The sequence below is a fragment of the Pseudomonas sp. MWU13-3659 genome (genome assembly GCF_023757525.1).
Lineage (GTDB): Bacteria > Pseudomonadota > Gammaproteobacteria > Pseudomonadales > Pseudomonadaceae > Aquipseudomonas > Aquipseudomonas entomophila_E.
Genome location: NZ_JAMSHW010000003.1, coordinates 1 through 26,253, shown reverse-complemented (window position 1 = coordinate 26,253; position 26,253 = coordinate 1). Strand labels below are relative to the sequence as shown.

19 protein-coding genes and 2 pseudogenes are annotated in these 26,253 nt (G+C 64.8%); 5 read left to right on the top strand and 16 right to left on the bottom strand.

The window, feature by feature from the left end; translation table 11 throughout:
* Positions 1 to 101: 101 nt before the first annotated feature.
* The 8 genes from NGM28_RS05220 to NGM28_RS05185 form a co-directional block, all read right to left on the bottom strand.
* Positions 102 to 2,312: a TonB-dependent receptor gene (locus tag NGM28_RS05220; protein WP_252088939.1), complete on the bottom strand. Its 2,211-nt coding sequence runs from the start codon at positions 2,310 to 2,312 to the stop codon at positions 102 to 104.
* Between the two features lie 213 nt (positions 2,313 to 2,525).
* Positions 2,526 to 3,512, bottom strand: a complete 987-nt coding sequence (locus tag NGM28_RS05215) for a siderophore ABC transporter substrate-binding protein (RefSeq protein ID WP_252088938.1) — start codon at positions 3,510 to 3,512, stop codon at positions 2,526 to 2,528.
* Entirely contained in the window at positions 3,509 to 4,291 is a 783-nt protein-coding gene (locus NGM28_RS05210; protein ID WP_252088937.1) for an iron ABC transporter ATP-binding protein, read from the bottom strand. Before NGM28_RS05210 ends, NGM28_RS05215 begins: the two co-directional genes overlap by 4 nt.
* Positions 4,288 to 5,238: an iron chelate uptake ABC transporter family permease subunit gene (locus tag NGM28_RS05205; RefSeq protein ID WP_252088936.1), complete on the bottom strand. Its 951-nt coding sequence runs from the start codon at positions 5,236 to 5,238 to the stop codon at positions 4,288 to 4,290. Before NGM28_RS05205 ends, NGM28_RS05210 begins: the two co-directional genes overlap by 4 nt.
* Positions 5,235 to 6,182, bottom strand: a complete 948-nt coding sequence (locus NGM28_RS05200) for an ABC transporter permease (RefSeq protein ID WP_286088921.1) — start codon at positions 6,180 to 6,182, stop codon at positions 5,235 to 5,237. Before NGM28_RS05200 ends, NGM28_RS05205 begins: the two co-directional genes overlap by 4 nt.
* Positions 6,179 to 7,948, bottom strand: a complete 1,770-nt coding sequence (locus tag NGM28_RS05195; protein WP_252088935.1) for an ABC transporter ATP-binding protein — start codon at positions 7,946 to 7,948, stop codon at positions 6,179 to 6,181. Before NGM28_RS05195 ends, NGM28_RS05200 begins: the two co-directional genes overlap by 4 nt.
* Positions 7,942 to 9,747: an ABC transporter ATP-binding protein gene (locus NGM28_RS05190; RefSeq protein WP_252088934.1), complete on the bottom strand. Its 1,806-nt coding sequence runs from the start codon at positions 9,745 to 9,747 to the stop codon at positions 7,942 to 7,944. The genes NGM28_RS05195 and NGM28_RS05190 overlap by 7 nt, the downstream gene beginning before the upstream one ends.
* Positions 9,748 to 9,898: 151 nt before the next feature.
* A complete protein-coding gene (locus tag NGM28_RS05185; protein WP_252088933.1) occupies positions 9,899 to 10,426 on the bottom strand; it encodes a sigma-70 family RNA polymerase sigma factor in 528 nt (175 codons plus the stop codon).
* A gap of 212 nt (positions 10,427 to 10,638) precedes the next feature.
* Here NGM28_RS05185 and NGM28_RS05180 point away from each other — a divergent pair, with 212 nt between their 5' ends.
* Entirely contained in the window at positions 10,639 to 12,798 is a 2,160-nt protein-coding gene (locus tag NGM28_RS05180) for a condensation domain-containing protein (protein ID WP_252088932.1), read from the top strand.
* A gap of 125 nt (positions 12,799 to 12,923) precedes the next feature.
* On the opposite strand, the gene basC is transcribed toward NGM28_RS05180, so the two are convergent.
* Positions 12,924 to 14,243 (bottom strand): putative histamine N-monooxygenase, encoded by a 1,320-nt coding sequence (gene basC / locus NGM28_RS05175; protein WP_252088931.1) that lies wholly within the window; start codon positions 14,241 to 14,243, stop codon positions 12,924 to 12,926.
* Positions 14,244 to 14,325: 82 nt separating this feature from the next.
* Entirely contained in the window at positions 14,326 to 18,621 is a 4,296-nt protein-coding gene (locus tag NGM28_RS05170; protein ID WP_252088930.1) for an amino acid adenylation domain-containing protein, read from the bottom strand.
* A gap of 134 nt (positions 18,622 to 18,755) precedes the next feature.
* On the opposite strand from NGM28_RS05170, the gene NGM28_RS05165 reads away from it, so the two are divergent.
* From NGM28_RS05165 to NGM28_RS05150, 4 genes are all read left to right on the top strand, one after another.
* Positions 18,756 to 19,925 (top strand): isochorismate synthase, encoded by a 1,170-nt coding sequence (locus NGM28_RS05165; RefSeq protein ID WP_430624219.1) that lies wholly within the window; start codon positions 18,756 to 18,758, stop codon positions 19,923 to 19,925.
* 19 nt (positions 19,926 to 19,944) lie between these two features.
* Positions 19,945 to 21,780, top strand: coding sequence for a (2,3-dihydroxybenzoyl)adenylate synthase (locus tag NGM28_RS05160; RefSeq protein WP_252088929.1), 1,836 nt, complete (start codon positions 19,945 to 19,947; stop codon positions 21,778 to 21,780).
* A 61-nt stretch (positions 21,781 to 21,841) separates the two neighbouring features.
* Entirely contained in the window at positions 21,842 to 23,053 is a 1,212-nt protein-coding gene (locus NGM28_RS05155; RefSeq protein ID WP_252088928.1) for a histidine decarboxylase, read from the top strand.
* A 32-nt stretch (positions 23,054 to 23,085) separates the two neighbouring features.
* Positions 23,086 to 23,403 (top strand): isochorismate lyase, encoded by a 318-nt coding sequence (locus NGM28_RS05150; protein WP_252088927.1) that lies wholly within the window; start codon positions 23,086 to 23,088, stop codon positions 23,401 to 23,403.
* A 155-nt stretch (positions 23,404 to 23,558) separates the two neighbouring features.
* Here NGM28_RS05150 and NGM28_RS05145 read toward each other — a convergent pair whose 3' ends face one another.
* The 6 genes and pseudogenes from NGM28_RS05145 to NGM28_RS05130 form a co-directional block, all read right to left on the bottom strand.
* A complete protein-coding gene (locus NGM28_RS05145; protein WP_252088926.1) occupies positions 23,559 to 24,143 on the bottom strand; it encodes a hypothetical protein in 585 nt (194 codons plus the stop codon).
* The gene (locus NGM28_RS05140) at positions 24,140 to 24,694 is read right to left on the bottom strand and encodes a hypothetical protein (protein WP_252088925.1); all 555 of its coding nucleotides are present in this window, start codon (positions 24,692 to 24,694) and stop codon (positions 24,140 to 24,142) included. The genes NGM28_RS05145 and NGM28_RS05140 overlap by 4 nt, the downstream gene beginning before the upstream one ends.
* Positions 24,695 to 24,701: 7 nt before the next feature.
* Positions 24,702 to 24,952 (bottom strand): annotated as a pseudogene (locus NGM28_RS28910) (DUF7710 domain-containing protein).
* A 24-nt stretch (positions 24,953 to 24,976) separates the two neighbouring features.
* Positions 24,977 to 25,096 (bottom strand): annotated as a pseudogene (locus tag NGM28_RS28790) (hypothetical protein); the annotation flags it as partial.
* A 146-nt stretch (positions 25,097 to 25,242) separates the two neighbouring features.
* On the bottom strand, positions 25,243 to 25,539 hold the full coding sequence (locus NGM28_RS05135; protein WP_252088924.1) for a hypothetical protein: 297 nt from the start codon (positions 25,537 to 25,539) through the stop codon (positions 25,243 to 25,245).
* 110 nt (positions 25,540 to 25,649) lie between these two features.
* The coding region (locus NGM28_RS05130; protein ID WP_252088923.1) for an RHS repeat domain-containing protein at positions 25,650 to 26,253 on the bottom strand (604 nt) is incomplete at its 5' end.

Here is a 26,253-nt window from a genome sequence, read left to right as displayed (position 1 = left end):
TCTTCGATCGGACATGTTCCGGCACAGCAGGTAAAAGCAAGCGCCAGGCAAGATTCGATCTTCGCCTGGCGCTGTTGCTTCCAGCGTTACCCGAGCACGCTTCAGAAGTCCACGGTGGCGGACAGCTCGTAGGTGCGCGGCGCCCCCAGCCCCAGGCTGGCGGTCAGCGGCACGCCCCAGTAGTCCTTGTCGGTCAGGTTGGAGATGTTGGCGCGGAAGGTCACCGGCTTGCTGGCGATCTGCATGGCATAGCGGGCGCCCACGTCGAAGATCGTGTAGCCGGGGATCGACAGGCTGTTGTCGGCGCTGATGTACTGCTTGGACAGCGATGTCATGTTACCCGTCAAGGTCAGCCCTTCCACCACCGGGGTGTCCCACTCCATGCCCAGCTTGCCCTGCAGCTTGGGGATGGCGGTGGCGGTCTTGCCTTCGTTGACACCGCCTGCGGCCTTGGTCACCTCGGGGTCGACATAGGCTACGCCGCCCATCAGACGCACGTCCGGCAGCGGGGCGCCGAAGAACATCCACTCGACGCCGCGGTTGCGTTGCTCACCGCCGAACGAATAGACGTTGGTGGCCGGGTCGGTGTAGCTGTTCGGGCGCTTGATCTCGTACAGCGCCAAGGTGTGGCTGAAGGTGCCCAGGTCCAGCTTCAGGCCGACTTCCTTCTGCTTGGACTTGAAGGGCGCGAACACCTGGCCGGCGTTGGCGGTGTTCACCGGGGCGATGGCGCCCTTGCTCAGGCCTTCGATGTAGTTGGCGTAGAGCGAAAGCTCGTCGGTCACCTTGAACAGGATCGCGCCGGCCGGGGTGGTGGCGTGGGTGTCGTAGCCGGGCTTGTTGCGCACGCCGGTGGCAACGTTGTAGGTGTCGGTGACCACTTCCTGGCGACGCACGCCGGCGGTCAGCTGCAGGCGGCCGTCGAATACCGACATCGTGTCGGCGATACCGTAGCTTTTCAGGTCGTTCTCGATGTGGGTGATCTGCGGGAAGGCCTGCGGCACCTTCGGCCCCCACACCGGGTGGTAGATGTTGGTCACCCAGTTGCCACCCGGCACCGAACGGCGCCCGTAGTCCTTTTGTTTGTCGCTGTATTCGGTCGCGTTCACCGACCATTGGTGGTTGATGCCGAAGGTGTCGAAGTGGCCACGCAAGCCCACCTCGGCGGAGGTCTTCTCGATCTCCATCTTCAGCTGGCCCATGGAGGTGCTGAGGTCGCCGGCGTTGTTGATCACCGTGGCGACCATGGCGCCGCTGTACTTGTAGTCGGTCTTGCTGGTGCCGATGGCGCCGTAGGCCAGCAACTGGTCGGTCAGCTCATACTCGCCTCGCAGGATCACGCCCTTGTCCTTGGTCTCGACATAGGCCCAGTCGGGGTTGAGCAGGGTGTCGGACTTCGGTGGCTTGGGCACCGCCACACCGGGTGCCAGGCCCAGGCCACGGTTCTGGCCGCGGATATGGTCGTCGGCGTCGAACAGGTCGACCGACAGTTTTGCGCGTTCGCCGCGCCAGTCCAGGGCCAGGGACGACAGCACATTGCGCTTGGACTGGTCTTCGGTGCTGGTGTCGCCATCGCGGTACACGCCGTTGAAGCGCACGCCGAACTGGTTGCCTTCACCGAAGCGCCGGCCCACGTCGACATGGCCGCCGAACTGGGCGTCCGACTCGTAGGTAGCAGTCAGGCGGGTCAGTGGTGTGTCGCCAGCGCGCTTGGGGATCAGGTTGACGATACCGCCCACCGAGCCGCCGGGCGGCATGCCGTTGAGCAGCGCCGACGGGCCCTTGAGCACTTCGATGCGTTCGTACATCTCGGGCGAGGCGCGGTAGTAGGGCGCCATGCCGAACAGGCCGTCGACGGTCATGTCGCTGACGCTGGTCTGGAAGCCGCGGATCGAATAGTTCTCGCTGAAGGTACCTTTCAGGCCGTTGCTGAACACCGACGGGTCGGTGGCGGCGATCACGTCGGTGATGTCCTTGGCCTGGCGGTCCTGGATGTAGGTGTCGGTGTAGCTGACCGTGCTGAACGGGGTCTCCATGAAGTCCTTGTTGCCTAGCAGGCCGACACGTCCGCCCGTGGCGACCTGGCCGCCGGCATAGGCCGGTGGCAGGTTGTCGGCGCCGTCGGTGCTGCTTTCGATGCGGGTTTCATCCAGCTCCAGGCTGGCCGGCTTGCCGGCCTCGGCCGCGGTCACTGCCAGCGGGGCACCACCCAGGCCCAGCAATAGGGCCATGTGCACGGCGACGCAGGTGTGGTTCAGGGAGAACTGTGGCGCGACAGGGGTGAGGCGTCGTGAAGTACAACGTTCCGACATGCTGGCTTCCTTTCGATTCGGAGGTAGTGAAGGCATTCACTAGGGTTTCCGAACCAAAGTGTGAATACCTCAATGATAATCATTTTTATTTATTGCGCCGCCGTGGGGGCGCATTGCTTGTAGGAGCCGGCTTGCCGGCGAACCAGGCAACACGGTGGATGGCACCGGCGCCGCCGGTGTTCGCCGGCAAGCCGGCTCCTACAGGGAGGGACCTCAGCCTCGGTAGCCCAGCATCACTTCATCCGCCATACGGTCCAGGCACGTCACGCTGGCGGTGCACAGGTACCAGGTCTGCGCATCGACGAAGACCACCCGGCCGTTGTTCCAGGCCTTGGTCTTGCGCAGCAGCGGGTTGTCCAGGGTCTGCAGGTCGAGCGCGGGGCGGCGTTCCATCACGGCGGTGCGGTCGATGACATAGAGGATGTCGGGGTCGGCCTGCTGGATGAATTCGTTGGAGATCGGCTGGCCATGCAGGCCGGCCTCGATATCGGTGCTGGCCGGTTTCACCCCCAGGGTGTCGAAGACGAAGCCGTAACGTGACTTCACGCCATAGGAGGTGAAGGCGCCATTGTTGTGCAGCACGATCAGCGCTTTCTCAGGCCGCCCTTCGGTCACCTTGCGGGCCTGTTCGACCTTGGCATCCATTTGCGCCACCTTCTGCTGGGCCAGCGCTTCCTTGCCGAAGATGCGCCCCAAGGTGGTGAGGTGCTGCTTGGCGGCGTCGATGAAGTTGCCGTGCTTGTTGTTGAGGTCGACATCGTCGTACACGGTTGGCGCGATCTGGCTCAGCTCGGCGTAGTTCTGCGCCTGCAACGGCGAGATCAGGATCAGGTCGGGCTTGAGCGCGTGCAGGCGCTCGAGGTTGGGCTGGGTGGTGGTGCCGACGTCGGCCACGGCCGGGTCGTCGCGGTATTTGCTCAGGAAGCTGGCCACATAGTCCTTGGCGATGCCCGCCACCGGCGCACCGAGCTGGTCGAGGCTGTCCAGCTCGCTCATGTCGAACGCCACCACGCGCTGGGGCAGCTTGTCGATAACCGTGGTGCCCAGCGGGTGCTCGATGCTCACGGGCTGGTAGGGCGCCGTCGAGGCTTGCGCCTGCGCGGGCGCTTGCGCCGTAGGTTTGTCGCAACCCTGCAGCGCCGTGGCGATGGCGAAGGCGAGCAGGGTGGCGGTGATCCGTTTTCCGCGGGCGTTGGTCATATCAGTTCCCTTGATGGCGATGGATTGAAGTAGTTGCAGACGAAACCCCGCTCGCTGCGCAGGATCTCGAAGTCCAGGTCGAACAGCTCGCCCAGGCGCCGCTCGTTGACCACCTCGGCCACCGAGCCCTGGCAGTGCACGGCGCCGCGCTTCATGGCGACGATGTAGTCGGAATAGTTGGCGGCAAAATTGATGTCGTGGACTACCAGGATCACCGTGCGCCCCTGCTCGTCGCACAGCCGGCGCAGGGCGCGCATGATCAGCACGGCGTGCTTCATGTCGAGGTTGTTCAGCGGCTCGTCCAGCAGCAGGTAGTCGGTCTGCTGGGCGATGGTCATGGCCAGGAACGCCATCTGCCGTTGGCCGCCACTGAGCTCGTCGATGTAGGACCGGCGCAGGTCCTCCAGCGACAGGAAGGCGATGGCCTCGTCGATGGCCTGGTGGTCTTCGGCGGTGAGGTTGCCGCGGCTGTAGGGGAAGCGGCCGAAAGCCACCAACTCCTCGACGGTCAGGCGCAGGTTGAAGTCCGGGGCCTGGCGCAGGGTGGCCACGCGCTTGGCGTAGTCGCGGATGGCGATCGACGCGATGTCGCGCCCGCCGATGCTCAGCTCACCGTGGGTGGCGGTCTGCAGCCGTGCGATCAGCATCAGCAGGGTGGTCTTGCCGGCGCCGTTGGGGCCGATCAACGAGGTCACCTTGCCCTGGGGAAACCGCACGCTGACATCGCGCAGTATCGGCTTGTCGCCGTAGGACTTGTGAACATGGCTGAGGGAGATCATGCGGTGCCTCGTGTGCGAACCATCAGCGCGAGGAAGTACACGCCACAGACCAGGTTGATCAGGATGCTGACGGAGGTGTTGTAGTTGAACAGCTGCTCGACCAGGTACTGGGCGACGATGAACAGGGCGATGGCGATGGCGCTTGCCATCGGCAGCGTGACCCGGTGGCGATGGGTGCGGGCCAGGGTGTAGGTGATGTTGGCGACGAACACACCCATGAACGCGGTCGGCCCGACCAGGCTGGTGGACAGCGCCACCAGCAGCGCGATCAGCGCCAGTTGCAGGCGCACGCTGCGCGGATGGTCGACCCCGAGGGAGATCGCCTGGTCACGCCCCAGCGCCAGCACATCGAGCACCGGCAAGGTGCGCCAGGCGACCAGGCCCACGGCCGCCACCAGCGCGGCCGCCACCATCACCTGCGCCGGTTGGGCCTTGTTGAACGAGGCGTAGTTGAAGCCCTGGAAGATGGAAAACTCGCCGGGGCTGATCTTCAGCTGGATGAACTGGGTGAAGGTGGTGATCACCATGCTCAGCACCAGCCCCAGCAACAGCAGCAGGTAGACGTTATTGTGCCCGTCGCGGAACAGCCAGCGGTGGATCAGCCACGAGTACAGCAGCATCAGCAGGATCGACAGCGCCATGTTGCCACCGCGCCCCAGCAGCACCAGGCTCTGGGTGCCGAGGAACAGGATCAGCAGCGCCTGGAACAGCAGGTAGATGGCCTCGTAGCCCATCACTGCGGGGGTCAGGATGCGGTTGCCGGTGAGCGTCTGGAACACCACCGAGGCATAGGCCACGCAGACCCCGGCCACGCCCATGGCCGCCAGGCGGGTGAGGCGCCTGGGGATTACCCAGGCAAAGTCCAGGCCGGAACCCAGCAGCAGGAAGCCCAGCGACAGGGCCAGCACCAGTAGCCACAGGCCACGGCGGATCAGTGTGTCGCTCATGGCTTGCTCCTCATCAGCAGGACGAGGAACAACACGCCGCCCACGCTGCCGGCGGTCATGCCGATGGGCACCTCGAAGGGATAGATCAGCAGGCGCCCGACGATGTCGCAGGCCAGCAGCAACGAGGCGCCGCACAGGGCGACGATGGGCAGGGTGCGCTGCAGGTTCTCGCCGTAATAGATCGCCACCAGGTTGGGGATCACCAGCCCGACGAAGGGTATCGCGCCCACGGTGATCACCGTGGCGGACACCGTCAGCGCCACCAGCAGCAGGCCCAGCGCGGTGTTGGCGGCATAGTTCAGGCCCAGGCTGCTGGCCATGCCTTCACCCATGCCCAGCACGGTGAAGCGCTGGGCAAACACATAGGCCAGCGCCACGATCGGCAGGATCAGGTAGATGATCTCGTAGTTGCCCTGGACGACCTTGGAAAAGTCCCCCAAAAGCCAGCCCTGCATGCTCTGCAGGACGTTGTGCCGGAAGGCGTAGAACTCGGCGATGGCGCTGAGCACGCTGCCGTACATCAGGCCGATCACCGGCACCAGCACGGTGTTCTTGAAGCGGATGCGGCGGATGATCGCCACGTACAGCAGGCTGCAGGCGAAGCAGAACACCAGGGCAACGCTCATCTTGATGAAGGTGCCAGCGGCCGGCAGGGTGGTCAGGGCCACCAGGATGCCCAGCTTCGCCGCGTCCAGGCCTCCGGAGGTGCCCGGCTCGACGAAGCGGTTGCGCACGATCTGCTGCAGGATCACCCCGCACACCGCCAGGCCCACGCCGGTCAGCACCAGGGCGGCCAGGCGCGGCAGGCGGCTGGCGGTCAACGTCAGCCAGGCATCCTCGGAGAAGTTCAGCAGGTCGCTCCAGGCCACCTGCTTGACCCCGACCATCAGCGACAGGCCGCACAGCACCACGAACAGCAGGACAAGAGAGGCAATGCGCTTCAAGCAGTGCCCTCGCTGACCGGCTCCGCGGCGATCCGCCAGCCCTTGGCCGCGCGGCGCTGGGCCAGGAAGTGCGCGTACAGGCCGGGTGTTTCGCTCAGTTGCGCGGGTGTGCCTTGCTCGGCGATGCGGCCGTTGTCGAGCACCACGATGTGATCGGCCATGGCCACCGTCGACAGCTGATGGGCGATCACGATCAGCGTGCGTTTGCCGCGCAGGCGCGCCAGCGCCTCGGCGATTGCCGCCTGGTTCTCCACATCCAGTGCCGCAGTGGCTTCGTCCACCAGCAGGATCGGCGCGTCCTTGATCAGTGCCCGGGCGATGGAGATGCGTTGGCGCTCGCCGCCGGACAGCCGTGCGCCGCCTTCGCCGACCGGCGTGTCCAGGCCTTGCGGCAGGCGCTCGATGATCTCCAGCACGCCTGCTGCGCGCGCGGCTTCCAGCACCTCGGCATCCGTGGCATCGGCTTTGCCGATGCGGATGTTGTCGGCGATGCTGCCCTGGAACAGGTAGGCGTCCTGGAAGATCTGGCTGATCTGCGCCGCCAGTTGCCCGGCGGACATCTGCCGCACATCCACGCCGCCGACCTTGAGGCTGCCCTGGGTGACATCGAAGAAGCGCGCAATCAGCCGCACCAGCGTGGTCTTGCCGGAGCCTGAGGCACCGACCAGCGCCGTCATGCTGCCCGGGGCGATCTTCAAGCTGACCTGGCGCAGCACCTCAGGCTGATCGTCGGCATAGCGGAAGCTCACGCCGTCCAGATCGACCCCGGCATGGCCTGGCGCGGTCGGCTGCTGGGCCTGTGGCAACGGCTTGACCGCGAACAGCTCGCGCAGCACCCCCAGCTGGCTGCGCGCGCCGCGCAGCACCTCGCTGTAGCTGGCCACTTCCAGCAGCGGGTCGATGAAGCGGCTGACCAGCAACAGCGCCAGGACCACCGGAATCAACGCGCTGGCCGGCAAGCCGGCGCCCCACAGTTCGCCCAGCCACGCCACGCAGCCGACCAGCAGGGCAGCGAACGCGGCCTGCACCGTCCAGGTGTTGAACACCACCGACATCGCCGAAACCTGAATCAGGCGCTTGGCCGACTGCTGCTGGCGGGCGATGGCCTGTTCGAGGAAGCGCGTGCCGCCGTCGGCGCCATTGAAGGCGCGCAGCACCGACTGGGCCTGGGCGAACTCGACCATGCGCTGGCTGGTACGCGCGGTGTCGGCGTGGAAGCCTTCGTCGGCGCGTTGGCCGAGGCGTGCGGTCAGCGCGAACAGGCCGAACAGCAGGGGAAGGGTGAACAGGGCGATCAGGCCCACCTGCAGGTTCAGGACGAACAGCGCCACCACCACCACGAACGGCGTGATCACCCCAGTGATCAACGGCGTGAAGACATGGGCCGGCAACTGCGCCACGGTCATCATGCCTTGCGCGGTGACATGGTTCAGGCGCGCGGTGTTCTGGGCGTCGAACCAGCCGACCGGCAGTTGCGCGACGTGGTCGCCGAGGCGATGCCGGCCACCCTGCAGCACGGCAACGCCGACCCGGATGCCGGCCTTTTCGACCACACGACGCAGCGCCCAGCACGCCAGCGAGGCGGCCAGCAGCACGCCCAACCAGCCCATGGCCCCTGGCACATCACCTGCCAGCAAGTGGCCGAGCACTGGCAGCACGCTGAGAATGGTCAGCCCGCACAGCAGCCCGTAGACCAGCGCCTTGACCAGATAGCGATGCAGCACCGGGGCGTCATCGCCGAGCAGTTCGATCAGGGTCTTCAGCATGGCGCCTGTTCCTGTTCCAGGGTTTGTTGGTAGCCGCCCAGTGCCCACAGGCGAGCGTAGTGGCCGTTGCGCGCCAGTAGCTGCGTGTGGTCGCCCTGTTCGAGGATGCGGCCGTTGTCGAGCACGATGATCTGGTCGGCGTGCATCACCGTGTCCAGGCGGTGGGCGATGACCAGCAAGGTGCGCTGGCGGGCGAAGCGCGACAGTGCCTGCTGGATCTGCACTTCGTTCTCGGCGTCGGCGGCGGCGGTGGCTTCGTCCAGCACCAGCACCGCAGGGTCGAGCAGCACCGCCCGGGCGATGCTCACCCGTTGCAGTTCGCCGCCGGAGAGTTGCACGTCCTCACCGACCACCGAGTCGTAGCCGCGGGGCAGGGCGAGGATGCGCTGGTGGATATTGGCGGTGCGTGCCGCCTGTTCGATCTCTTCCTGGCTGGCCGAGGGCCGGCCCAGGGCGATGTTGTCGCGCAAGCTGGCATGGATCAGGCGCACCTCCTGCAGGACGAAGCCGATATGCCGGTACAGCTGGGCGGTGTCGAGCTGGCGCAGGTCGACGCCATCCAGGGTGATGCGCCCATGGGTGGGGTCGAAGAAGCGCAGCAGCAGGCGCGCCAGGGTTGACTTGCCGGCACCGGACGCGCCGACGATGGCCGTGACGGTGCCGGGTTCGAGGGTGAGGTTGATGTCATCGAGCACCGGGGTGTCGCCGTCATAGCTGTAGCCCAGGTGTTCGAAGCGAATCCCGGCGTCTTTCGCCAGCGTCTGGCCGTTGTGCGTCGGGGCTTCCAGCAGCGGCGTGCGCAGCAGGCCGTCCACCCGCTGCGCCGCGCTGGTGGCGGCATGCAGGTCGTGGGTGATGTAGCTCATCAGCAGCAGCGGCGCGCACATGCCCGGCGCGACCAGGGCGAAGGGCAGGATGTCCACCGGGCGGATCCAGCCCAGGTAGGTGAACAGGGTGCCGAAGGCCAGCACCACGCCCAGCACCGCCACCGGGGTGACCAGCGCGTGGGCATTGGCCATGGCACTGACCAGTGGCCGGGTGAAGTCGGTGAAGGCGGCGGCGAAACCATCGACCGCCTCGCGGTAGCTGCCATGGGCCTTGCCCTCGATACCGAAGGCCTTGACCACCGGGATGCCGTTGACGAACTCGACCACCGCGTTGTTGATGCGCCCCATGTGCGCGCCGAACGCTTGCATGTTGGCGCCGCTGGCCTTGGTGGCCCTGGACACGAACAGGAAGAACAGCGGGAACGGCAGCAGCGAGACGATCGCCATGCGCCAGTCCATGGCGAACAGGTACAGCACCGTGGTCACCACCGCGCCCCAGGTGCGGCCGAGGGTGGTGTAGTAGTGCGCGGTGAGGCTGTGCAGGGTGTTCACGTCGTCCTGCATCGCCTGCTTGACCTCGCCCGAGGCGCGGCTGGTGAACCAGCCCAGCGGCACCTTGGCCAGGCGCTGGGTGATGGCCAGGCGCAACTGGCGGGTAATCCGGTTGTCGGCCAGGTGGGCGAGGGTCTCGCCCAAAGAGATGAGGATCATGCCGACGAACAGGGCGCCGAGGCTGAGGCCCAGCACTTGCCAGACGCTGGCCTGGATCTGTGCCCAGGGCGCGACGCCGTCACCTTGGCCCAGCGCCAGCTGGCCGATATGGGCGACCCCGGCCAGGGGTACCAGGGTGAGCATCGTGCCGACAGCCGCCAGGCTGCCGGCGACGATCAGCCGGCCGCGGATCGGCCGCAGTACCTCGGACACCGGGTTGCTGGCGGCGGTGTGCTCCTTGCTCGCATCGTTGGCGCTCATTCCATCTCCTATGGAAGCAAACGTGACTCTTGCTGTGGCTGCGGTTCGCCGGCAAGCCGGCTCCTACAGAGGGCAGCGCCGAACCTGTAGGAGCCGGCTTGCCGGCGAACAGCGCGTGCATATATGTATTCCGAACGGTCGCGGAAAACCCTCAATGGGTTTCACGCAGTTGTGCTGGAGAAAACGGTGAGCAACTGCGCAAGGCCGAGGCGATGTACTTCTCCACCGACGACACCGACACCTTTAGCTCGGCGGCGATCTCGCGGTGGGCCATGCCGTTGAGCTTGTGCAGCAACAGCGCCCGGCGGCTGTTGGCGGACTGGCGCTGCAAGGCGGCATCGACTTCGACCAGCGCCTCCAGGGCCAGGGCGCGGATCTCCTCGGAAGGGGCCAGGGCTTCGTCGCGCTGCATGAGTTCGTCGAGGTAGCGGGCCTCGAGCTGGCGCCGCCGGTACAGGTCGATCACCTTGCCGTTGGCGATCTGCGCCAGGTGGCGGCGGCAATCCTGCGCCGCAGGCACGCAGCCCTTGTTCAGTAGGATGAGGCAGATGTCGTGGGCCAGGTCGGCGGCGTCGCAGGCATTGCCCAGCTTGCGCCGCAGCAGGTTGCACAGCCAGCCATGATGGTCGACATACAACTGTTCCAGTTGTTGTCGGAGTGCGAACGATCCCTTGTCCACGAACTTCTCCAATACCGCACGAGCAAACAGATTTTTGACTAATGATAATTACTACGATTAGCATCGAAAGCATACGATGTTGATCAGGCACATGCAATGCAGCCTGAAGCCGTTGATCCAGCGCCCGGCATCGCCGGGCGCGACTCCAGGACCGAGGATCGGTCTGTCTGCCCGAATACGGGTTGTACTGTTTGACAAGGCGGAGCAATTCCATGATGGAACTCAATTCAGGCGCGCAGTCCCAGCGACCTGTCAGCGAATTCGAAGAACATGCCTGGCTGCTGCAGCAGCAATTCCCCGAGCGGGTGCTCAAGCACTTCAGCGCCTGGCGGCTGGGCGAGGATATCGACCTGGCCAGGCTGCAACAGGCGATCGCTACCGTGGTCGCCAGCCTGCCGGCGCTCAATGCCCGCTATCGCTTCAATGACGACGGTGATGTGCAGAAGGTTCACGACCGTGATCCGCAGACCTGCATCGGTGAGCTGACCGTCAACTCCGATGCGCAAGCCAGCGAACGGCTGCTGGCCTTGCAGGCGCAGCCCTGGGACGCCGAAAGCCAGGCGCCGCTGACGGCGCTGGTCATCCGTGGCGGGCAGGCGCCGATCCTGGCCTTCGTATTGCATCAGGTGCTCGACCAGACCTGCCGCGAGGACGACCTCTACCGCCTGACCATGGATGCCTACGCCGGGCGCTCGGTCGGCGCGCCGCATCTGCCCTGGCTGCAGCGCCAGGCGGCAGGCGATCAACCCGGCGCTGTGGCGGCCACTGGGCCAGTGAGCAACGACGTTGACGTCACCGGGCTCATTCTCGACGAGTTCCGCCGTGCCCTGGGCGTGGCGAACATGACGGCGCAGGATGACTTCTTCGACCTGGGTGGCCACTCGCTGCTGGCCACGCGGATCATCGGCAAGCTGTCGAGCAACCATGGCATCGAGGTGCGCTTCAACGACTTCTTCAGCGCGCCGAGCGCCGCCGCGCTGGCCGCGCGTGCGCAGGTGCAAGGGCGCAAGGAGGGGGCTGACGCCGCCGTGCCGGATGACCTGCAGCGCGCACCGTTTGCCCTGGCCCAGGCGTCCCTCGGCCGGGCCTACGCCGCGTTCGAGTTCGGCACCATCTTCAACCTGCCGTTCGCCATGACCTTCCTCGACCCGGTGGACGAGGTGGTGTTCGAGCAGGCGTTCAGCGACCTGGTGAAGCGCCACGCCAGCCTGCGCACCACCTTCCATTTCGAAGGCGACGAAGCCTGGCAGCAGCTGGTGCCGGTCAACCAGCTGGGCCAGTACAAGTGGTTCTGGCCCAGCCGTGAAAGTGCCGGGGCGAACCTGGCCAGCGAAGCCGGGCATCGCTTCGACCTGTCCCGGGAGCTGCCGATGCGCGTGCGCTTCTTCCGTGATCCGCACAGCCAGCAGCAGTCCCTGTCGTTGCTGGTCAACCACATGGCCATCGATGAGTGGTCGCTCAACGTGATGATGGAAGACCTGGCTCGCGCCTACCTCGCGCGCGCCCAGGACCAGTTGCCACGCTGGGAGGCGGCCGTGCCGTCGTTCCACCAGTACGCGGTGAAGGAGCTGGCCCGTGGCATCAACCAGCAACACCTGGCCTACTGGACCGACATGCTGCGTGATGCCACTCGGGGCCTGGCCCTGCCGGCCATCGGCGAACAGGGCGGTGCGCCGACGGCTGAGGCGTCCACCCGCGCGCAGTGGTTCGAGATCAAGCCCGACCAGGCCATGGTCGACTTCCTGCACGGCTTCGCCCGGCAGAACGACTCGTCGCTGTTCGGGGTGATCTACACCGCCATCGCCCTGGCCCTGCACAAGGTCGGCAACCTCTCCGACCTGGTGATCGGCACTTCGGCCTCGGGGCGTACCGACCCCGCGTACTACGAGACGGTCGGCTACTTCACCACCATGGTGGCGCACCGCGTGCAGTTCGAACCGCGCCAGAGCGTGGGGGCGTTGATCGAGGGTGTCAGCCGCCTGATCAACGACTCCATGGCCTATGCCGACGTGCCGATGGAGCATATCCAGCAGGCCCTGGGCATGAGCCCGGCGGATGGATTGCTATTTGACGTGTACGTGCAGATCCACGCCAACAACGCCTTGAACGGCGCCCTGGCCACGCCCGATGCGGGGAGCATCCGTTATCGGCAGATCGACCCGGAGAAGAACGAGTCGATGTTCGGCATCCAGTTCGAGATCATGGACAACATGATCGATGGCCAGCGCGTACTGCGCCTGGTGGTCACCTATCGCACCGATCGCTACAGCGCGCAGCAGATGGCGCGGGTGACCGAGGCTATCGAGGGGGTGTTTGCCCTGTACGCTGGTGTCGGTGGGGCGGCGATGGCGGTCGAGGACGTGCGGGTTTAAGAACGCAGGGGGCTGCGTTGCAGCCCCTTTCGCGGCACAAGGCCGCTCCTACAGGGGACCGCAATTCCCTGTAGGAGCGGCCTTGTGCCGCGAAAGGGCCGCAGGGCGGCCCCGGTTGTCTGCAATCACTCCTCATGCATGCCATAGCGCTGGAACGCCGAACGCTTCGGCAGGCGGTAATGCGGCCGCCCCAGCAACTGGTTGACGATGCTCGCATTGCGGATCGCGGCAATCCCCAGGTCCGGCGAGCCAACCCCATGCTGGAAGATCTCGGCGTTCTGCACGAAGATCCGCCCGGCGCCCTGGTCGCAGCGTTGCGCGGTGAAGTCCTCCCGAACGATGCAGTCGCCGTGCTCGTCGGTCGCCAGCACGTCACCCTTGAGCCGTTCGAACCACGCTGGCCAGGCATGCCCATAGCCCGTCGCGGCAACGATCGCATCGGCCTCGAAGGCGCTGGTCTGGTCCAGCTCGCGATGGCGATAGTCGATACGTAGCCGGCCATCGACCTCCGCGACTCGCTCCACTTCGCAGTTGGACAGCAGCGTAAGGCCGGTGTCGGCGCCACCGACGGAACGCTCGTAGATCAGGTCGTAGATATCGCCGATGGTCGAGAAGCTGATGCCCTTGTACAGCAGCCCTTGCCCGGCGACGATCTCGCGGCGCCGCTCCCGTGGCAGGCTGTGGAAGTACTCCATGTAGGAGGGGGTGAAGCACTCCTGGCCCAGCTTGGAGTACTCCATCGGGTGGAACCCCTGGGAGCGGGTGATCCAGCGAATTGACGCGCCCGCCGCGACCCGTTCCGGGGTCAGCTCGTTGAGCAGCGCCAGCACGCATTCCGCCGCACTCTGCCCCGAACCGATCACCGTCACCTGCTTGCACTGGGCCAGCTGTGCCTGGCGCTTGGCGAATTCGGCCGAATGCAGGATCGGCGCCGTGCTCTTGACCTGCGCCCAGCGCGGCAGCAGCGGCGAGGTGCCCACGCCCACCGACAGGTGCTGGCTGTAGTACTGGCGCTTGTAGCCGGACAGCGACTGGCTCTCGACCAGGAAACGCCCGGCGTTGGCGTCGTAGCGCACATCGCAGACCTCCTCGCCGAAATGGCAGCTCGCCAGTTGCTGCGAAGCCCAGCGGCAGTAGTGGTCGTACTCGCGGCGCGGCACCTGGAAGTTGTCGTAGTAGTAGAACTGGTACAGGCGCTCGTGCTGGTGCAGGTAGTTCAGGTAGCTGAGCTGGTGCGTCGGGTCGGCCATGGTCACCAGGTCGGCGAGAAACGGCACCTGCAACGTAGTGCCCGGCAGGATCAACCCTTCGTGCCAACGAAACTCCACCTTGCGGTCAAGGAAGACACCGCTCACGCCAGGATGCTTGGCGAGCAGCGCGGCAAGGCCCAGGTTGAACGGGCCGATACCGATGCCAGCGATATCCACAGTGGGTAAGTCCTTCATCCGATCCATCTCCTTTGGTCCAGCAGTTCAAGAAGGCGCGGCCAGCGTTGCCGGCGCCGCGCCCTGATTCGTATCGAGTGTTTCAGCCGAGCAAGCGCTCGACGTCCTGGGCGTTGCGGCAGCGCAGCAGCTGGCCGGGCGAGAGCGACACGCCGAACTGCGCCTGCAACTGGGCCGCGACGGCTTTCAGGTGCGGGGGGCGCAAGCCGAGGCTGATGAAGTCCACCGCGCTGTCGGTCCCGGCATCGGCTGGGTGGCCCAGCACCTGCAGGTAGACCGCCAGCACCTTGTCCCGCACCGAGGCGGTGGCCGGCGCGCTCAGCAGTTCACGGGCCCGGCGACGATCCGGCTTGCCGTTCTGCGACAGCGGCAATGCGGTGACGCCGAGCAGGCGGGTGGGTACATGGGAGTGGGGCAGGTGCTGGCGCGCGTAGTCGCGCAGCTCGGCCATGCTCGGCTCACCCGCCTGTGGGTCGCAGACATACAACGCGCCGAGGCACACCTCGCCCAGGCGCTGTTCGCCGTAGTCGACCACCAGCACATGGCGCAAGGCCGGGTGCTGGTTGAGCGCCATCTCGATGTCCGGCAGCGAAACCCGCACCCCGCGCACTTTCACGTAGCCATTGACGCGGCTGTCGAACAGCAAGGTGCCGTCGGCGCGGTAGCGTCCGCAATCGCCCGTGCGGAAGGCGCGCACGGGCTGACCGTGTTCGTCGTCCACGGTGATGAAGTCGCTTTGCTGCAACGTGCCGTCCAGCAGGTAACCCAGCGCCAGGTTGGCCCCGGCCGTGTGGATACGGCCCACCACGCCCACCGGGCAATGCCGGCCCTGGGCGTCGAGCACGAAATAGCGGTTGCCGGGCAACGGTCGGCCATAGGGGATCAGCGCGCGGTCGTCGGCATCGATCTCATGCCAGATGCTCCAGATGGTGGTCTCGGTCGGCCCGCCCAGGGAGATCAGCCTGGCCTGTGGCAGCAACTCGCGCAGCCCGGCGATCACCGCCGGCTTGATGTAGTCGCCGCCCTGGGCGATCAGGCGCAGGCTCTGCAAGTGTTGTTCGCCACGGCAGGCCAGGAGCATTTCCAGGATCGCCGGTACCGAGCACCACAGGGTGACCTTGTGTTCCGCAACCAGCTGGTTCCAGCGCAGCGCGTCCTTGTCTTCGCCGGGAGCCGGCAACACCAGGGTGGCGCCAGCGGCCAGGCTGCCGAACACATCGAAAACCGACATGTCGTGGTGCAGCGGGGTGACCGACAGGAACACATCGCGCTCGGTCACCTGCCATTCGTTCAGCGTGCTGCCGATCACGTTGGCCGTGGCGCGGTTGTTCAGCACCACGCATTTCGGCTTGCCGGTGGTGCCTGAGGTGTAGAGGTAGTACCCCGGCGCTTCGTTCAGTGACAGATCGGCCAGGTGGCGGGGCGCCGCCGCAGGCGTGGCGAGCAGGGCCGCGCTGGTGGTGCAGGGCTGCTCGAGTGCTTCGGCCTCGGCGAGCACCACCAGGTCCGGGTGGCAGTTCTCCAGCAGGTAGTGACGCCGTTCGGCCGGGGCCGCCACGTCGATCGGCACCCAGATCACCCCGGTCAAGGCACAGGCCAGGGTCAGCATCGTATGTTCCGGGCTGCGTGGCAGGCAGATGGCGACCACCTGGCCCTGGCCGATGCCACGGGTGCCCAGCGCGGCGATGATCCGCGCCACGCCGTCGCCGAGCTCGCTGTAGCTGAGCCGTCGCTCACCGCTGATCAGGGCGGTCTTGTGGTTGCCGGGCGTGAACAGGTGGTCGGCGATCCGGGCCAGGTAGCCGTCGCGGCAGGCCGCCTCTACGGGGCTGTTCAGGCGATAGTGGTCGGTGGCGATGAGGGCTGCGGGCGCGACAGTGAATTCGCCAGCGCTGGCGATCTGCCCGATGGCCCGCGCCAGCGTGCCCAGGAAGTCGCTGACCAGCGCCGGGGCGAGCACCTCGCGGGCGTAGTCGATGTCCAGTTGCAGCGCGCCGTCGGCGTCGGCCCAGAAGCGGATGTCCATGGCCACTTGCGGCGTCTGGGTCAGCCCGCCCTGCAGGCGCATGGCGCTGTCGGAGGGCGCCACCGGCCAGGAGAAGCCGTTGGTGATCACCACCGGCAGCACCGGGCCGGGGCCGTGCCGCTCGAACAGCTGGCGCGCCAGGTCGACACCGGAGTAGGCCAGGTGCTGCAAGCCTTCCAATACATCCACCTGGAGCCCGGCCGCGCGTTCGGCGAAGCTGTCGGCGGCGCTGTTCCAGTTGATCGCGAGGAAGCTGGAACGGTTGGCGAAGGCCGCATCGCTGGGCGGGGCCACCGGGACCGCCACGCACAGGCCGCCTTCGCTGACCCAGTGCGACAGCACTTCGAGGATCACCGCCATCAACGTGGTGTTCTTGAACAGCCGTTGGCGTGCGCCGACGGTGTAGAACTTCTTGAATGTCTCACGGGGCACGACCAGGCTTTGTCGCTCGTAACGGGCGACGCCGGCCTGGTCCAGGGGCATGCTCCAGGGCAGGCGAGGGGCGCCGTCCACGGCGGCCAGCTTGGCGTTCCAGTAGGCAGCGTCGGCTGTGCGTTGTTCGGCCTGGTCCGCCGCCGCGGGGGTGTCGGCCTGGGGCGTTTCGTCCAGCTGGCCTTCGAACAGTTCCACCAGCAGCGTGGCGATGGAACGGCCATCGAGGATCAGTGCGTCGAGGCGCACGAATACCACCAACTCGCCGTGCGCCAGGTGGAACACGGTGACGTTCCAGGGCGAGCGGTCCAGCGGCGAGAGGGCGTGGGCGTAGTCCTCACGGCGTGCGTCGATAACGCCTAGGGCTTCACCCAGCGGCAGGTGGCCGAGGTCGACTTCATCCAGGTTCAGGCGCACCTCGTCACTGACGTATTGCACGCGCTTGTCGGCATCGATGCGGGTGCGCAGGCTCGGGTGACGGCGCACCATCGCGTCCAGTCGGCTGCGCAGCACGGCGCTGTCCATCACCCCGCGGTATTCGCGGAACTCCTGCATGGCCACGCCGCCCAAGGGCATCTGCGTGGTGCGGCCCAGCAGGTAGGCCTGTTGCAGTGGGTTGAGCGGGCGCTTTTCCGGTGCGCGGGGCAGCGGTCGATCCAGTGTGGCGGGTTGGCGGGCAACCTCGCTGGCCAGGTCGACGAAGCGCTCGAACAACTGCGTCACCCAGGCCTCGGGCAGGGCATCGAGGCGGACATCCCAGTTGATCAGGATGCCGCCGTCGGCGCAGGCGATCTGCGCATCCAGGGCGACCTGCGGGCCTTGCGAGATCAGCCAGCCCAACGGGCCGAAGGCGTTCTTCACGCGCGGTGAAAAGAGTTCCTTGCCGGGCATGTCCAGCGCCGCAGTGAACACCACCGGGGCCAGCTGCGGCGTGCCGTGGTGGCGCGACAGGTCGCGCATCAGGTTCACCCCGGGATAGGCGCTGTGTTCGAGGCACGCCGCCATGCCCTTGGCCAGCTGGTCGCACAGGGCCGCGATATCGGCTGCGGCATCGAGATCGACATCGACGATCAGCACATTGGCGAACTCGCCGACGATGTGCTCGACGCCGTCGATCAGCGGTGTGCGCCAGAAGCTGGGCACGTTGAGACGGAACTGGCGGTCGCCGGTCTGGGCGCCCAGCGCGGTGGCGAACAGCCCGAGCATCAGGGTCGACAAGGTCACCCTGCGTTGGCGAGCCAGTTGCCTGAGTGCCTGGTGCTGACCGGCGTCGAGCCAGGTGGTCAGGCGCTGGCTGTGGGCCTGGGCGGGTTGCTCATCGAGCAGGGGCAGGGTAGGGGCCGGCGCGATGCTGTCGAGGCGGGCGCGCCACCAGTGGCGGTCACGTTCCTGGGTGGTTTTCAAGGCCGGGTCGGCACGCACGGCGTCCCACCAGTCGAAGAAACTCGGCGGGGTGGCGGCAGGCGCGTCCGGGGTCTCGTAGCAGCGCGCCAGGTCTTCCATCAACACGCGCAGGCTCGAAGGGTCGATGGCGATCATGTCGCTGTCGACATGCAGGCGTGAACGTTCGCCATCCAGCTGGCTGACACTGAAGCGTGCCGCGTAGCCGTGGCGCAGGTCCAGCTGCTGGTGGGTCCAGGCTTCACGCTTGCGCAGCAGGTGCTGCGCGACTTCCGGTTCTGCCAGGCCACGCAGGTCGTCGACCTCCAGGCGCGGCGACTGGTCCAGTGGCGCAAGGCCTTGCAGCCCGTCCTGGTCGATGCGCAGGCGCAGCATCGGGTGCAGCTGGGAAACCTGTTCGAGCGCTGCGCGCAGCCGCTCCAGGTCAATGGCGTGGCCATCGAACTCGGCGTACAGATGAGCTGAAACTTTCCCTAAAGCCGCATGAGCAGTGCGCCCGATCCAACAGGCCGCTTGCATTGAAGTTAACTCTCTCATGGGTCACTCGTATCGCGTGATTGACAAGTCCAGAAATATGGCGCCTCCTATTAAAGATGATAATGATTAAGATTAATATCATTATTTCTTTCGAATAAGCAGGAGGCTTAACCGAGATGAGAGCGAGTACGCTCATGACGACTGGCATGGATGAAGAGCAGGTCGCCGACCGTTCCATAGCCTTTTCCTTTACCTCGGGTGACCGAGAACTGGTCGTCAACGGTGCGTTGCAACGCATCGAAACCCCGGCCGTCGGTGGCGAAGACGCCGGCAGCCTGTTGCAGAAGACCCTCGCCCACGCCTTCGAACAGGCGCGCCGGGCAGGGCAGGCCAACCCCCTCGTGGTCGGCGCCATCCCCTTCGATCCCAACGAACCTTCCTGCCTGTACATTGCCCGCGACTCGCACTGGCGTGCGCGTGGGGCAACCGAAGCGGGCGGTGAACTGCCGGCGTTGCTCGAGCAGAAGCCGATCCCCGAAGAGGATGCGTTCAAGCGCTCTGTGGAGCACGCCATCGTCAACTTCCGCCACAGCGATGTACGCAAGGCGGTGTTGTCGGTACAGCGCGAACTGGTGTTCGCGGAGGCGGTCGATGTCGATGTGCTGCAGCGCAACCTGCGCGCGCAGAACCCCAGCGGCTATCACTTCCGTGTGCCCCTGGCCGATGGCGCCACGCTGCTTGGGGTCAGCCCCGAGTTGCTGGTGCGCAAGGAAGGCGCGAACTTCATCTCCAACCCGCTGGCCGGCTCGGCCAGGCGCATGGCCGACCCCGAGGCCGACAAGCGCAACGCCGACTGGCTGGTGGCGTCGGAGAAGGACCATTACGAACACGGCTTCGTCACCCAGGACATCGCCGCTCGGGTCGGCGAGCTGTGCACCCGTCTCGACGTGCCGCAACGCCCGTCGCTGATCAGCACCCCGGCGCTGTGGCACCTGTCCACGCGCATCGAAGGCAATCTGATCGACCCACAGGTGACGGCACTGCAACTGGCCTGCCGCCTGCACCCGACCCCGGCGGTGTGCGGCTTCCCCACCGAGCGGGCGCGGCGCCTGATCCGCTTCGTCGAGCCTGCCGAGCGCGGCCAGTTCACCGGCATGGTGGGGTGGTGCGACGCCGAAGGCAACGGCGAATGGGTGGTGACCATCCGTTGCGGCACCGTCAAGCACAACCGTGTCCGGCTGTTCGCCGGCGCCGGCATCGTCGAAGCCTCGCAACCGGCGGCGGAATGGGCGGAAGTCCAGACCAAGCTCGGCACCATGCTGCGCGCCTGCGGACAGGCACATTAACCAAGGACGTTCGAACACCATGACCATCGAATTCACGGACTGGCCACAGGACCGTGCGCAGCGCTATCGCGACGCCGGCTACTGGATCGACCAGCCGCTCACCGAGATGCTCCACTCACGTTGCCAGGCGCAACCGCAAGCCGTGGCAATCATCTGCGGGGAACGTCGCTTCACCTATGGCGAGCTCGACACCCTGTCCTCGAACCTGGCCTCGCGCCTGGCCGAGCAGGGCCTTGGCCAGGGCGACACGGCCCTGGTGCAACTGCCCAACGTGGCGGAGTTCTACATCGTCCTGTTTGCCTTGCTCAAGGCCGGGATCGTGCCGCTCAACGCATTGTTCAGCCATCGTCGGCTGGAGTTGACCGCCTACGCCAAACAGATCGTGCCCAAGCTGCTGATTGCTTCCCGCGAGCACGAAGTGTTCCGCGATGACACTTATGTAGAGGTTTTCGCCGAAGTCGGCGCGGCGCCCAAGGTGACGTTGCTGCTGGGTGAGTCGGCTCCGACCGCCAACCTGGCGCAGTGGATCGATACCCCTGGCAGCCAGTCGGTGGCATACGCCCCCACGGCGGCGGACCAGGTGGCGCTGTTCCAACTGTCTGGTGGCAGCACCGGGATCCCCAAGCTGATCCCGCGCACCCACAACGACTACCACTACAATGCCCGCGCCTGCGCCGAAGTCTGCGCACTCAACGCCCATACCCGTTTCCTCTGCGCGGTGCCGGCGGCCCACAACTTCCTGCTCAGCTCGCCCGGCGCACTGGGCGTGTTCCATGCCGGTGGCTGCGTGGTCATGGCCGCCAGCCCCGAGCCGTTGAGCTGCTTCGCGCTGGTCGAGCGCCATGAGGTCAACACCGTCGCGTTGGTCCCAAGCGCTGTCGCCTTGTGGTTGCAGGCCGCGCCGGATCATCGCGACAAGCTGCAATCGCTGGCCTACCTGCAAGTGGGCGGCGCGGTGTTCGCCGATTCGCTGGCGCGCCAGGTCCCCGGTGTGCTGGGCTGCAAGCTGCAGCAGGTGTTCGGCATGGCCGAGGGGTTGATCAACTACACCCGCCTGGACGACAGCGACGAGCAGATCTTCACCACCCAGGGCCGCCCCGTCAGCCCGGATGATGAAATCAAGATCGTCGACGAGCAGGGTGTGCCCGTGGCCCCCGGCGAGCCGGGCATGCTCGCCACTCGCGGCCCCTATACCTTCTGCGGCTACTACAAGGCCCCCGAGCAGAACGCCAGCGCCTTCGACGCCGAGGGTTTCTACTACTCCGGCGACCTGGTGGTGCTCACCCCCAGTGGCGACCTGCGCGTGGTCGGCCGGATCAAGGACCAGATCAACCGCGGCGGCGAGAAGGTCGCCTCGGAAGAGATCGAGAACCTGCTGGTGCTGCACCCGGAAGTCACCCACGCCGGCCTGGTGGCCATGCCCGACGAGGCGCTGGGTGAGAAGAGCTGCGCCTTCGTCGTCTCGCGCAACCCCAGCCTCAAGGCCCCGGCCATTCGCCGCCACCTGCTGGAGCTAGGCATCGCCGAGTACAAGCTGCCCGACCGCATCCGCCTGATCGAGGCCATGCCGCTGACCGCAGTGGGCAAGATCGACAAGAAGCAGTTGCGCCATCTGGTGAGCGTGGAGAACACCCGCGCCTGGCTGCAGACCCGTCTGCGCCAGTTGATCGAGGACAGCGAGGAACTGGACCCGGAAGAGAACCTGATCTTCTACGGCCTCGACTCGCTGCAGGTCATGAAGCTGGCCGCCGAGCTCAAGGCGCGCGGCATCGAGGTGAGCTTCGAAGAGCTGGCCAGCACGCCGACCCTGGCCAGCTGGTGGGCATTGGTGGAGGCGCGCCAGAAAGCCGCCTGATGTATCGCGGGCCGTGCTGTGCAGGGCGCGGCCCGCCAAGTCAATTTAAAAGGAGTTGGATATGACTTTGTCTTCTGCCGACCAGGCCCGGCTGGATCAATTCTGGGAGCACTGCCTGAAAAACCAGTACTTCAACATCGGCTACCCGGAAAACGCCGATTTCAACTACGCCCAGCTGCACCGCTTCCTGCGGTTCTCCATCAACAACTGCGGCGACTGGGCCGAGCCCGGCAACTACCTGCTCAACTCGTTCGACTTCGAGAAGGACGTGATGGCGTACTTCGCCGAACTGTTCAGCATTCCTCTCGAAGAAAGCTGGGGCTATGTCACCAATGGCGGCACCGAGGGCAACATGTTCGGTTGCTACCTGGCGCGGGAACTGTTCCCCACCGGCACCCTGTACTACTCGAAGGACACCCACTATTCGGTGGCCAAGATCGTCAAGCTGCTGCGTATCAACTGCCGCGCGGTGGAGTCGCTGCCCAACGGCGAGATCGACTACGACGACCTGCTGGCGAAAATCGCCGCCGACCAGGAGCAGCACCCGATCATCTTCGTCAATGTCGGTACGACCATGCGTGGCGCGATCGACAATATCGCGACCATCCAGCAGCGCCTGGAGGAGGTCGGGATCGCCCGCGAGGACTATTACCTGCACGCCGACGCGGCGCTCAGCGGCATGATCCTGCCCTTCGTCGATAACCCGCAGCCGTTCAACTTCGCCGACGGCGTCGACTCGATCTGCGTTTCCGGGCACAAGATGATCGGCTCGCCGATCCCCTGCGGCATCGTCGTGGCCAAGCGCGAGAACGTCGAGCGCATCTCGGTGGACGTGGACTATATCCGCGCCAACGACAAGACCATCAGCGGCTCGCGCAACGGCCACACGCCGATGATGATGTGGGCCGCGCTGCGCAGCCACTCGCCGGCACAGTGGCGGCGGCGCGTGCGGCACAGCCTGAACAGCGCGCAGTACGCGGTCGACCGCCTGCAGGCCGCCGGCATCGACGCCTGGCGCCACGACAACTCGATCACCGTGGTATTCCCGTGCCCGTCGCCGCGCATTGCCCGCAAGTATTGCCTGGCCACCTCCGGTGACACCGCGCACCTGATCACCACCCCGCATCATCAGGACAAGAGCATGATCGATGCCCTGATCGACGAGGTGATCGCCGAGCACCAACCCCAGGAATGGCGAGCCGGCCTCGGGCTGGTGGGCCTGGACGGCGTGCCCCCGGAGCGCGTCGCCGACCCGCATTTCGATGTGATCTGACCTTTTCCCTTTTGCTGATTCGAGACCCTTTCATGCTGCAACCTAAAACCCCTGAAGCCTGCACCAGCCTCACCGACATTCGCGCCGGCATCGATTTTCACGACCGGCAGATCTTCGAGGCGCTGGTCAAGCGCCTTGGTTACGTCAAGGCCGCGGTGCAGTTCAAGGCCAACGAACAGGCCATCCCCGCCCCGGAGCGTGTCGCCGCGATGCTCCAGGAGCGCCTCGAATGGGCTGCCAGAGAAGGCTTCGACGCGCAGTTCATCGAGCAGCTGTACACGCTGATCATTCACTGGAACATCGACCAGCAGATCCAGCACTGGCGTTCGATTCATGGCGAGAAGGCCTGATCGACAAGGGGGAACGAGCAACGCTTGAAGCAGGATTGCAAGCGCTATAGCGGGGCAAGGCCGCTCCCACATGGGTTGCGCCTTGCCGCACCTGTAGGAGCCGGCTTTGCCGGCGAACACCGGCAAAGCCGGTGCCAAGCCCCGCAGAGCCTGCTTCACGGCGAGCGTTGTAGGAGTGCCCGGCGCAGATGCCTGTAAGCGAGAGGTGCATGGCGCGGTACCGGAAGTGCCACGGGGTTGCAAGCGTGCAGGGTTGCCCTGACCCCATTGGTCGAAACCCGGCCGGTCACCCCGAACGACGGGAGGTCGCATTCCAACGTGCATACCTGATACGCACCGCGCCGGCATTTCAGGTTGAAGCGGATCACGAAGTCCTCATCGACAATCACCGCCCCCTCGCGCCAGTCATCCCAGAAGTAGACCTGCAAGGCGCGACCCGCCAGGCAGCGACGGATAACGCTCGTCAGCCTGATCCCCGGCGCGAAGTCGAAGCCATCGCCCAGATCCTGGCTGGCCTGGAAGTAGCGCTTGTACCCCAGCTGGACGCGGCGTTGACCATGCATCAGCCAAAACACCCGCTCCCAGAAATGGAAGTCGTTGCACTCACCTACCAAGTCGAAGCCAGCCGTGGCCAGGGTGTCGGCGGCGAAGTCCGGGAGCCCAAGGGTCGCCGCCCGCGGAATCTGGCCTGCCTTCAAGTAGCCGGCGAGCAGGGCGAAAGCGTCGCAGCGGACCGTCATTGCGGCTCGAGCCCTTGGGCGGCGCGCCTGGCAGCCTTTTCCCGAGCCAGGTCCATTCTCAGCTGATATTGGTAACGCGCGGTCTCCACGACGTCCTCGTCTTCGTCATGCATGAGGCGTTCGAGAATGGGCAGCGGGGTTTTCTTGTTGACGGCGATCCGCGTTCGCACGTCGCTGCTCACATCACGCGACAAGCGTTCGAACAGTTCCGGCGACAGCTTGCGCTTTTCAGCGACAAAGGTCCTGAGCCTTTCACCGAAATTGCACAGGTGCTCCAGGATCTCCAAGGGGACGGTCTTGTTGTGGATCACCCACTGGCGATAGTCGGGGTATTTATCGATGACCTCGTACCAGACGCTGAGCGGGACTTCTTCCCAGGCGGAACGGTCGTATTCGCTTTTGAGGCGGCTGCTGCGCAGGCGGATGAATTCTTCAGCGTCGTCGATCATGAGGGTTGCTCTTTGGGGGAATTGGCGCTCAGGTGTTTGGCGGGGGGAAATTAGCGTGTGCGGTGAAAAATGAGAAACGCCCAGGGCTTCAGCCGCTTCCATACAGCCTTCATTCGAGGTTGCCGTGTTCGAAATGAAAGTGTGCTTGCGAGGCGGACGAAAATTTCTGGATAAAGGCCGGGGGGCTTTTTCGCTCTTGATACGGAAGTCCCCGTTTTCGATTGCCCATTCGTAGACTGAAATGCACGCGGGGTATCGAGTAAACACACCGCTAAGCGAATGCGCTTTTATCCATTTTTCTGCGTCGGCGTACGCCGAGAAGACGGCAGACGGAAACCTACCCTCTACACCAGTAAAAATCCAAACGGAGTTAATGATAAATGCTCAGTGGCTGATTGAGTGTAGGGGCACCGAACGGGCAGTACCCCGGGCCTTGCAATGTCTTGCCCAAGCAGTTTGGCCGTGTTTATCGGCCAGCTCCATCGGTGTACCGAAGTGAACGCAGTGGTACCTGAAACCGCGTCGAGCGGTTGTGGTTCACCTCGACATACCGCAGCGAGACCTAGCCAAGGTTTTGTTTGAGTAAGATATAATCTGGTTACCTGCTCCGATAAATTAACAGGGCTTTTCAGATGGTCTTAGGGAGCTTTTCATGTTAATTGAATTGCTTTGGTGATTTGGATTTTTAGATTCTCTATGGTTTTTGCTGTTCCATGATACACAGGGTTCTCCCAGTCATGATTTTTGACTAGCACTACATGGAATTTTCCCTTGATGCTAAAAGAAGGGCGCCACCCCACATCTAGGATCAAGTTTCCAGGAAACTCAACTTGCAGCATGTCTTCTTTGAGGTCGTCTATATGGGACTCGAACGGTTGTGATTCTTCAATATTGAAATCGTTAAAGGTAATGTTGCCTGCCTTGGCAGAGAAATCAATTTCAATCATTTTGTTAGCCTCTTGTACTCAGCTAGTGAGATTGGGTGTCCGTGAATGGTGCCTCCACTTTCCTCAACCCGCATCCATCTACTTTCTTTGCCTTCGCTAGCGCCTATCACTTATCCTAAATCTTTGACCTTCCAAGACTTCCCATTGGTAACTGGCTGCCCGTCTCTGTGAACCGATCTTTCCAGAGCCTCAATGTCTGTTCCTGGCTTGTATTTTGCTGGGCCTTTTTTTGTGGACTTTACTATGTCTTTCCATGATGAGTTTTTTGGGGCTACATGTTTGTAACCATGAGGGGTCCATTCTGGCTCTTTATCTGGGCAGCAATTTTTCTGCAGCCCTAATGGATCGACCCATCCAAGCGGGTTTGGAGCATATTCAAATAAGTTGAGTCCGCCCGAATAGCTAATAGGATCTTGGCAGATGAAGCGGGCGGCTTTCGGATCATAGTAGCGATAGCGATTGTAGTGCAGCCCGGTCTCATGATCGTGGTATTGGCCCTGGAAACGCAGGGGGTTGCCCAGCCCCTGCTGTTTGGCCCACGCCGAACGTTCCTCACGCACTTCCCCCCAGGCCTTGTACTGCCCGGCCCAGGCAATCTGGCCCTGCTCATCAGTCAGCTCCATCGGCGTACCGAGGTGGTCGCACTGATACCAGGCAATCGCCTCGAACGCCTGTGGTTTTACCTCGGTGTGCCACAGCGGATCCTGATCGAAG

Coding starts and splice junctions, on each gene's coding strand:
- NGM28_RS05220 (WP_252088939.1), bottom strand. CDS start 2,312: ATGTCGGAACGTTGTACTTCACGACGCCTCACCCCTGTCGCGCCACAG.
- NGM28_RS05215 (WP_252088938.1), bottom strand. CDS start 3,512: ATGACCAACGCCCGCGGAAAACGGATCACCGCCACCCTGCTCGCCTTC.
- NGM28_RS05210 (WP_252088937.1), bottom strand. CDS start 4,291: ATGATCTCCCTCAGCCATGTTCACAAGTCCTACGGCGACAAGCCGATA.
- NGM28_RS05205 (WP_252088936.1), bottom strand. CDS start 5,238: ATGAGCGACACACTGATCCGCCGTGGCCTGTGGCTACTGGTGCTGGCC.
- NGM28_RS05195 (WP_252088935.1), bottom strand. CDS start 7,948: ATGCTGAAGACCCTGATCGAACTGCTCGGCGATGACGCCCCGGTGCTG.
- NGM28_RS05190 (WP_252088934.1), bottom strand. CDS start 9,747: ATGAGCGCCAACGATGCGAGCAAGGAGCACACCGCCGCCAGCAACCCG.
- NGM28_RS05180 (WP_252088932.1), top strand. CDS start 10,639: ATGATGGAACTCAATTCAGGCGCGCAGTCCCAGCGACCTGTCAGCGAA.
- basC (WP_252088931.1), bottom strand. CDS start 14,243: ATGAAGGACTTACCCACTGTGGATATCGCTGGCATCGGTATCGGCCCG.
- NGM28_RS05170 (WP_252088930.1), bottom strand. CDS start 18,621: ATGCAAGCGGCCTGTTGGATCGGGCGCACTGCTCATGCGGCTTTAGGG.
- NGM28_RS05165 (WP_430624219.1), top strand. CDS start 18,756: ATGAGAGCGAGTACGCTCATGACGACTGGCATGGATGAAGAGCAGGTC.
- NGM28_RS05160 (WP_252088929.1), top strand. CDS start 19,945: ATGACCATCGAATTCACGGACTGGCCACAGGACCGTGCGCAGCGCTAT.
- NGM28_RS05155 (WP_252088928.1), top strand. CDS start 21,842: ATGACTTTGTCTTCTGCCGACCAGGCCCGGCTGGATCAATTCTGGGAG.
- NGM28_RS05150 (WP_252088927.1), top strand. CDS start 23,086: ATGCTGCAACCTAAAACCCCTGAAGCCTGCACCAGCCTCACCGACATT.
- NGM28_RS05145 (WP_252088926.1), bottom strand. CDS start 24,143: ATGACGGTCCGCTGCGACGCTTTCGCCCTGCTCGCCGGCTACTTGAAG.
- NGM28_RS05140 (WP_252088925.1), bottom strand. CDS start 24,694: ATGGAAGCGGCTGAAGCCCTGGGCGTTTCTCATTTTTCACCGCACACG.
- NGM28_RS05135 (WP_252088924.1), bottom strand. CDS start 25,539: ATGATTGAAATTGATTTCTCTGCCAAGGCAGGCAACATTACCTTTAAC.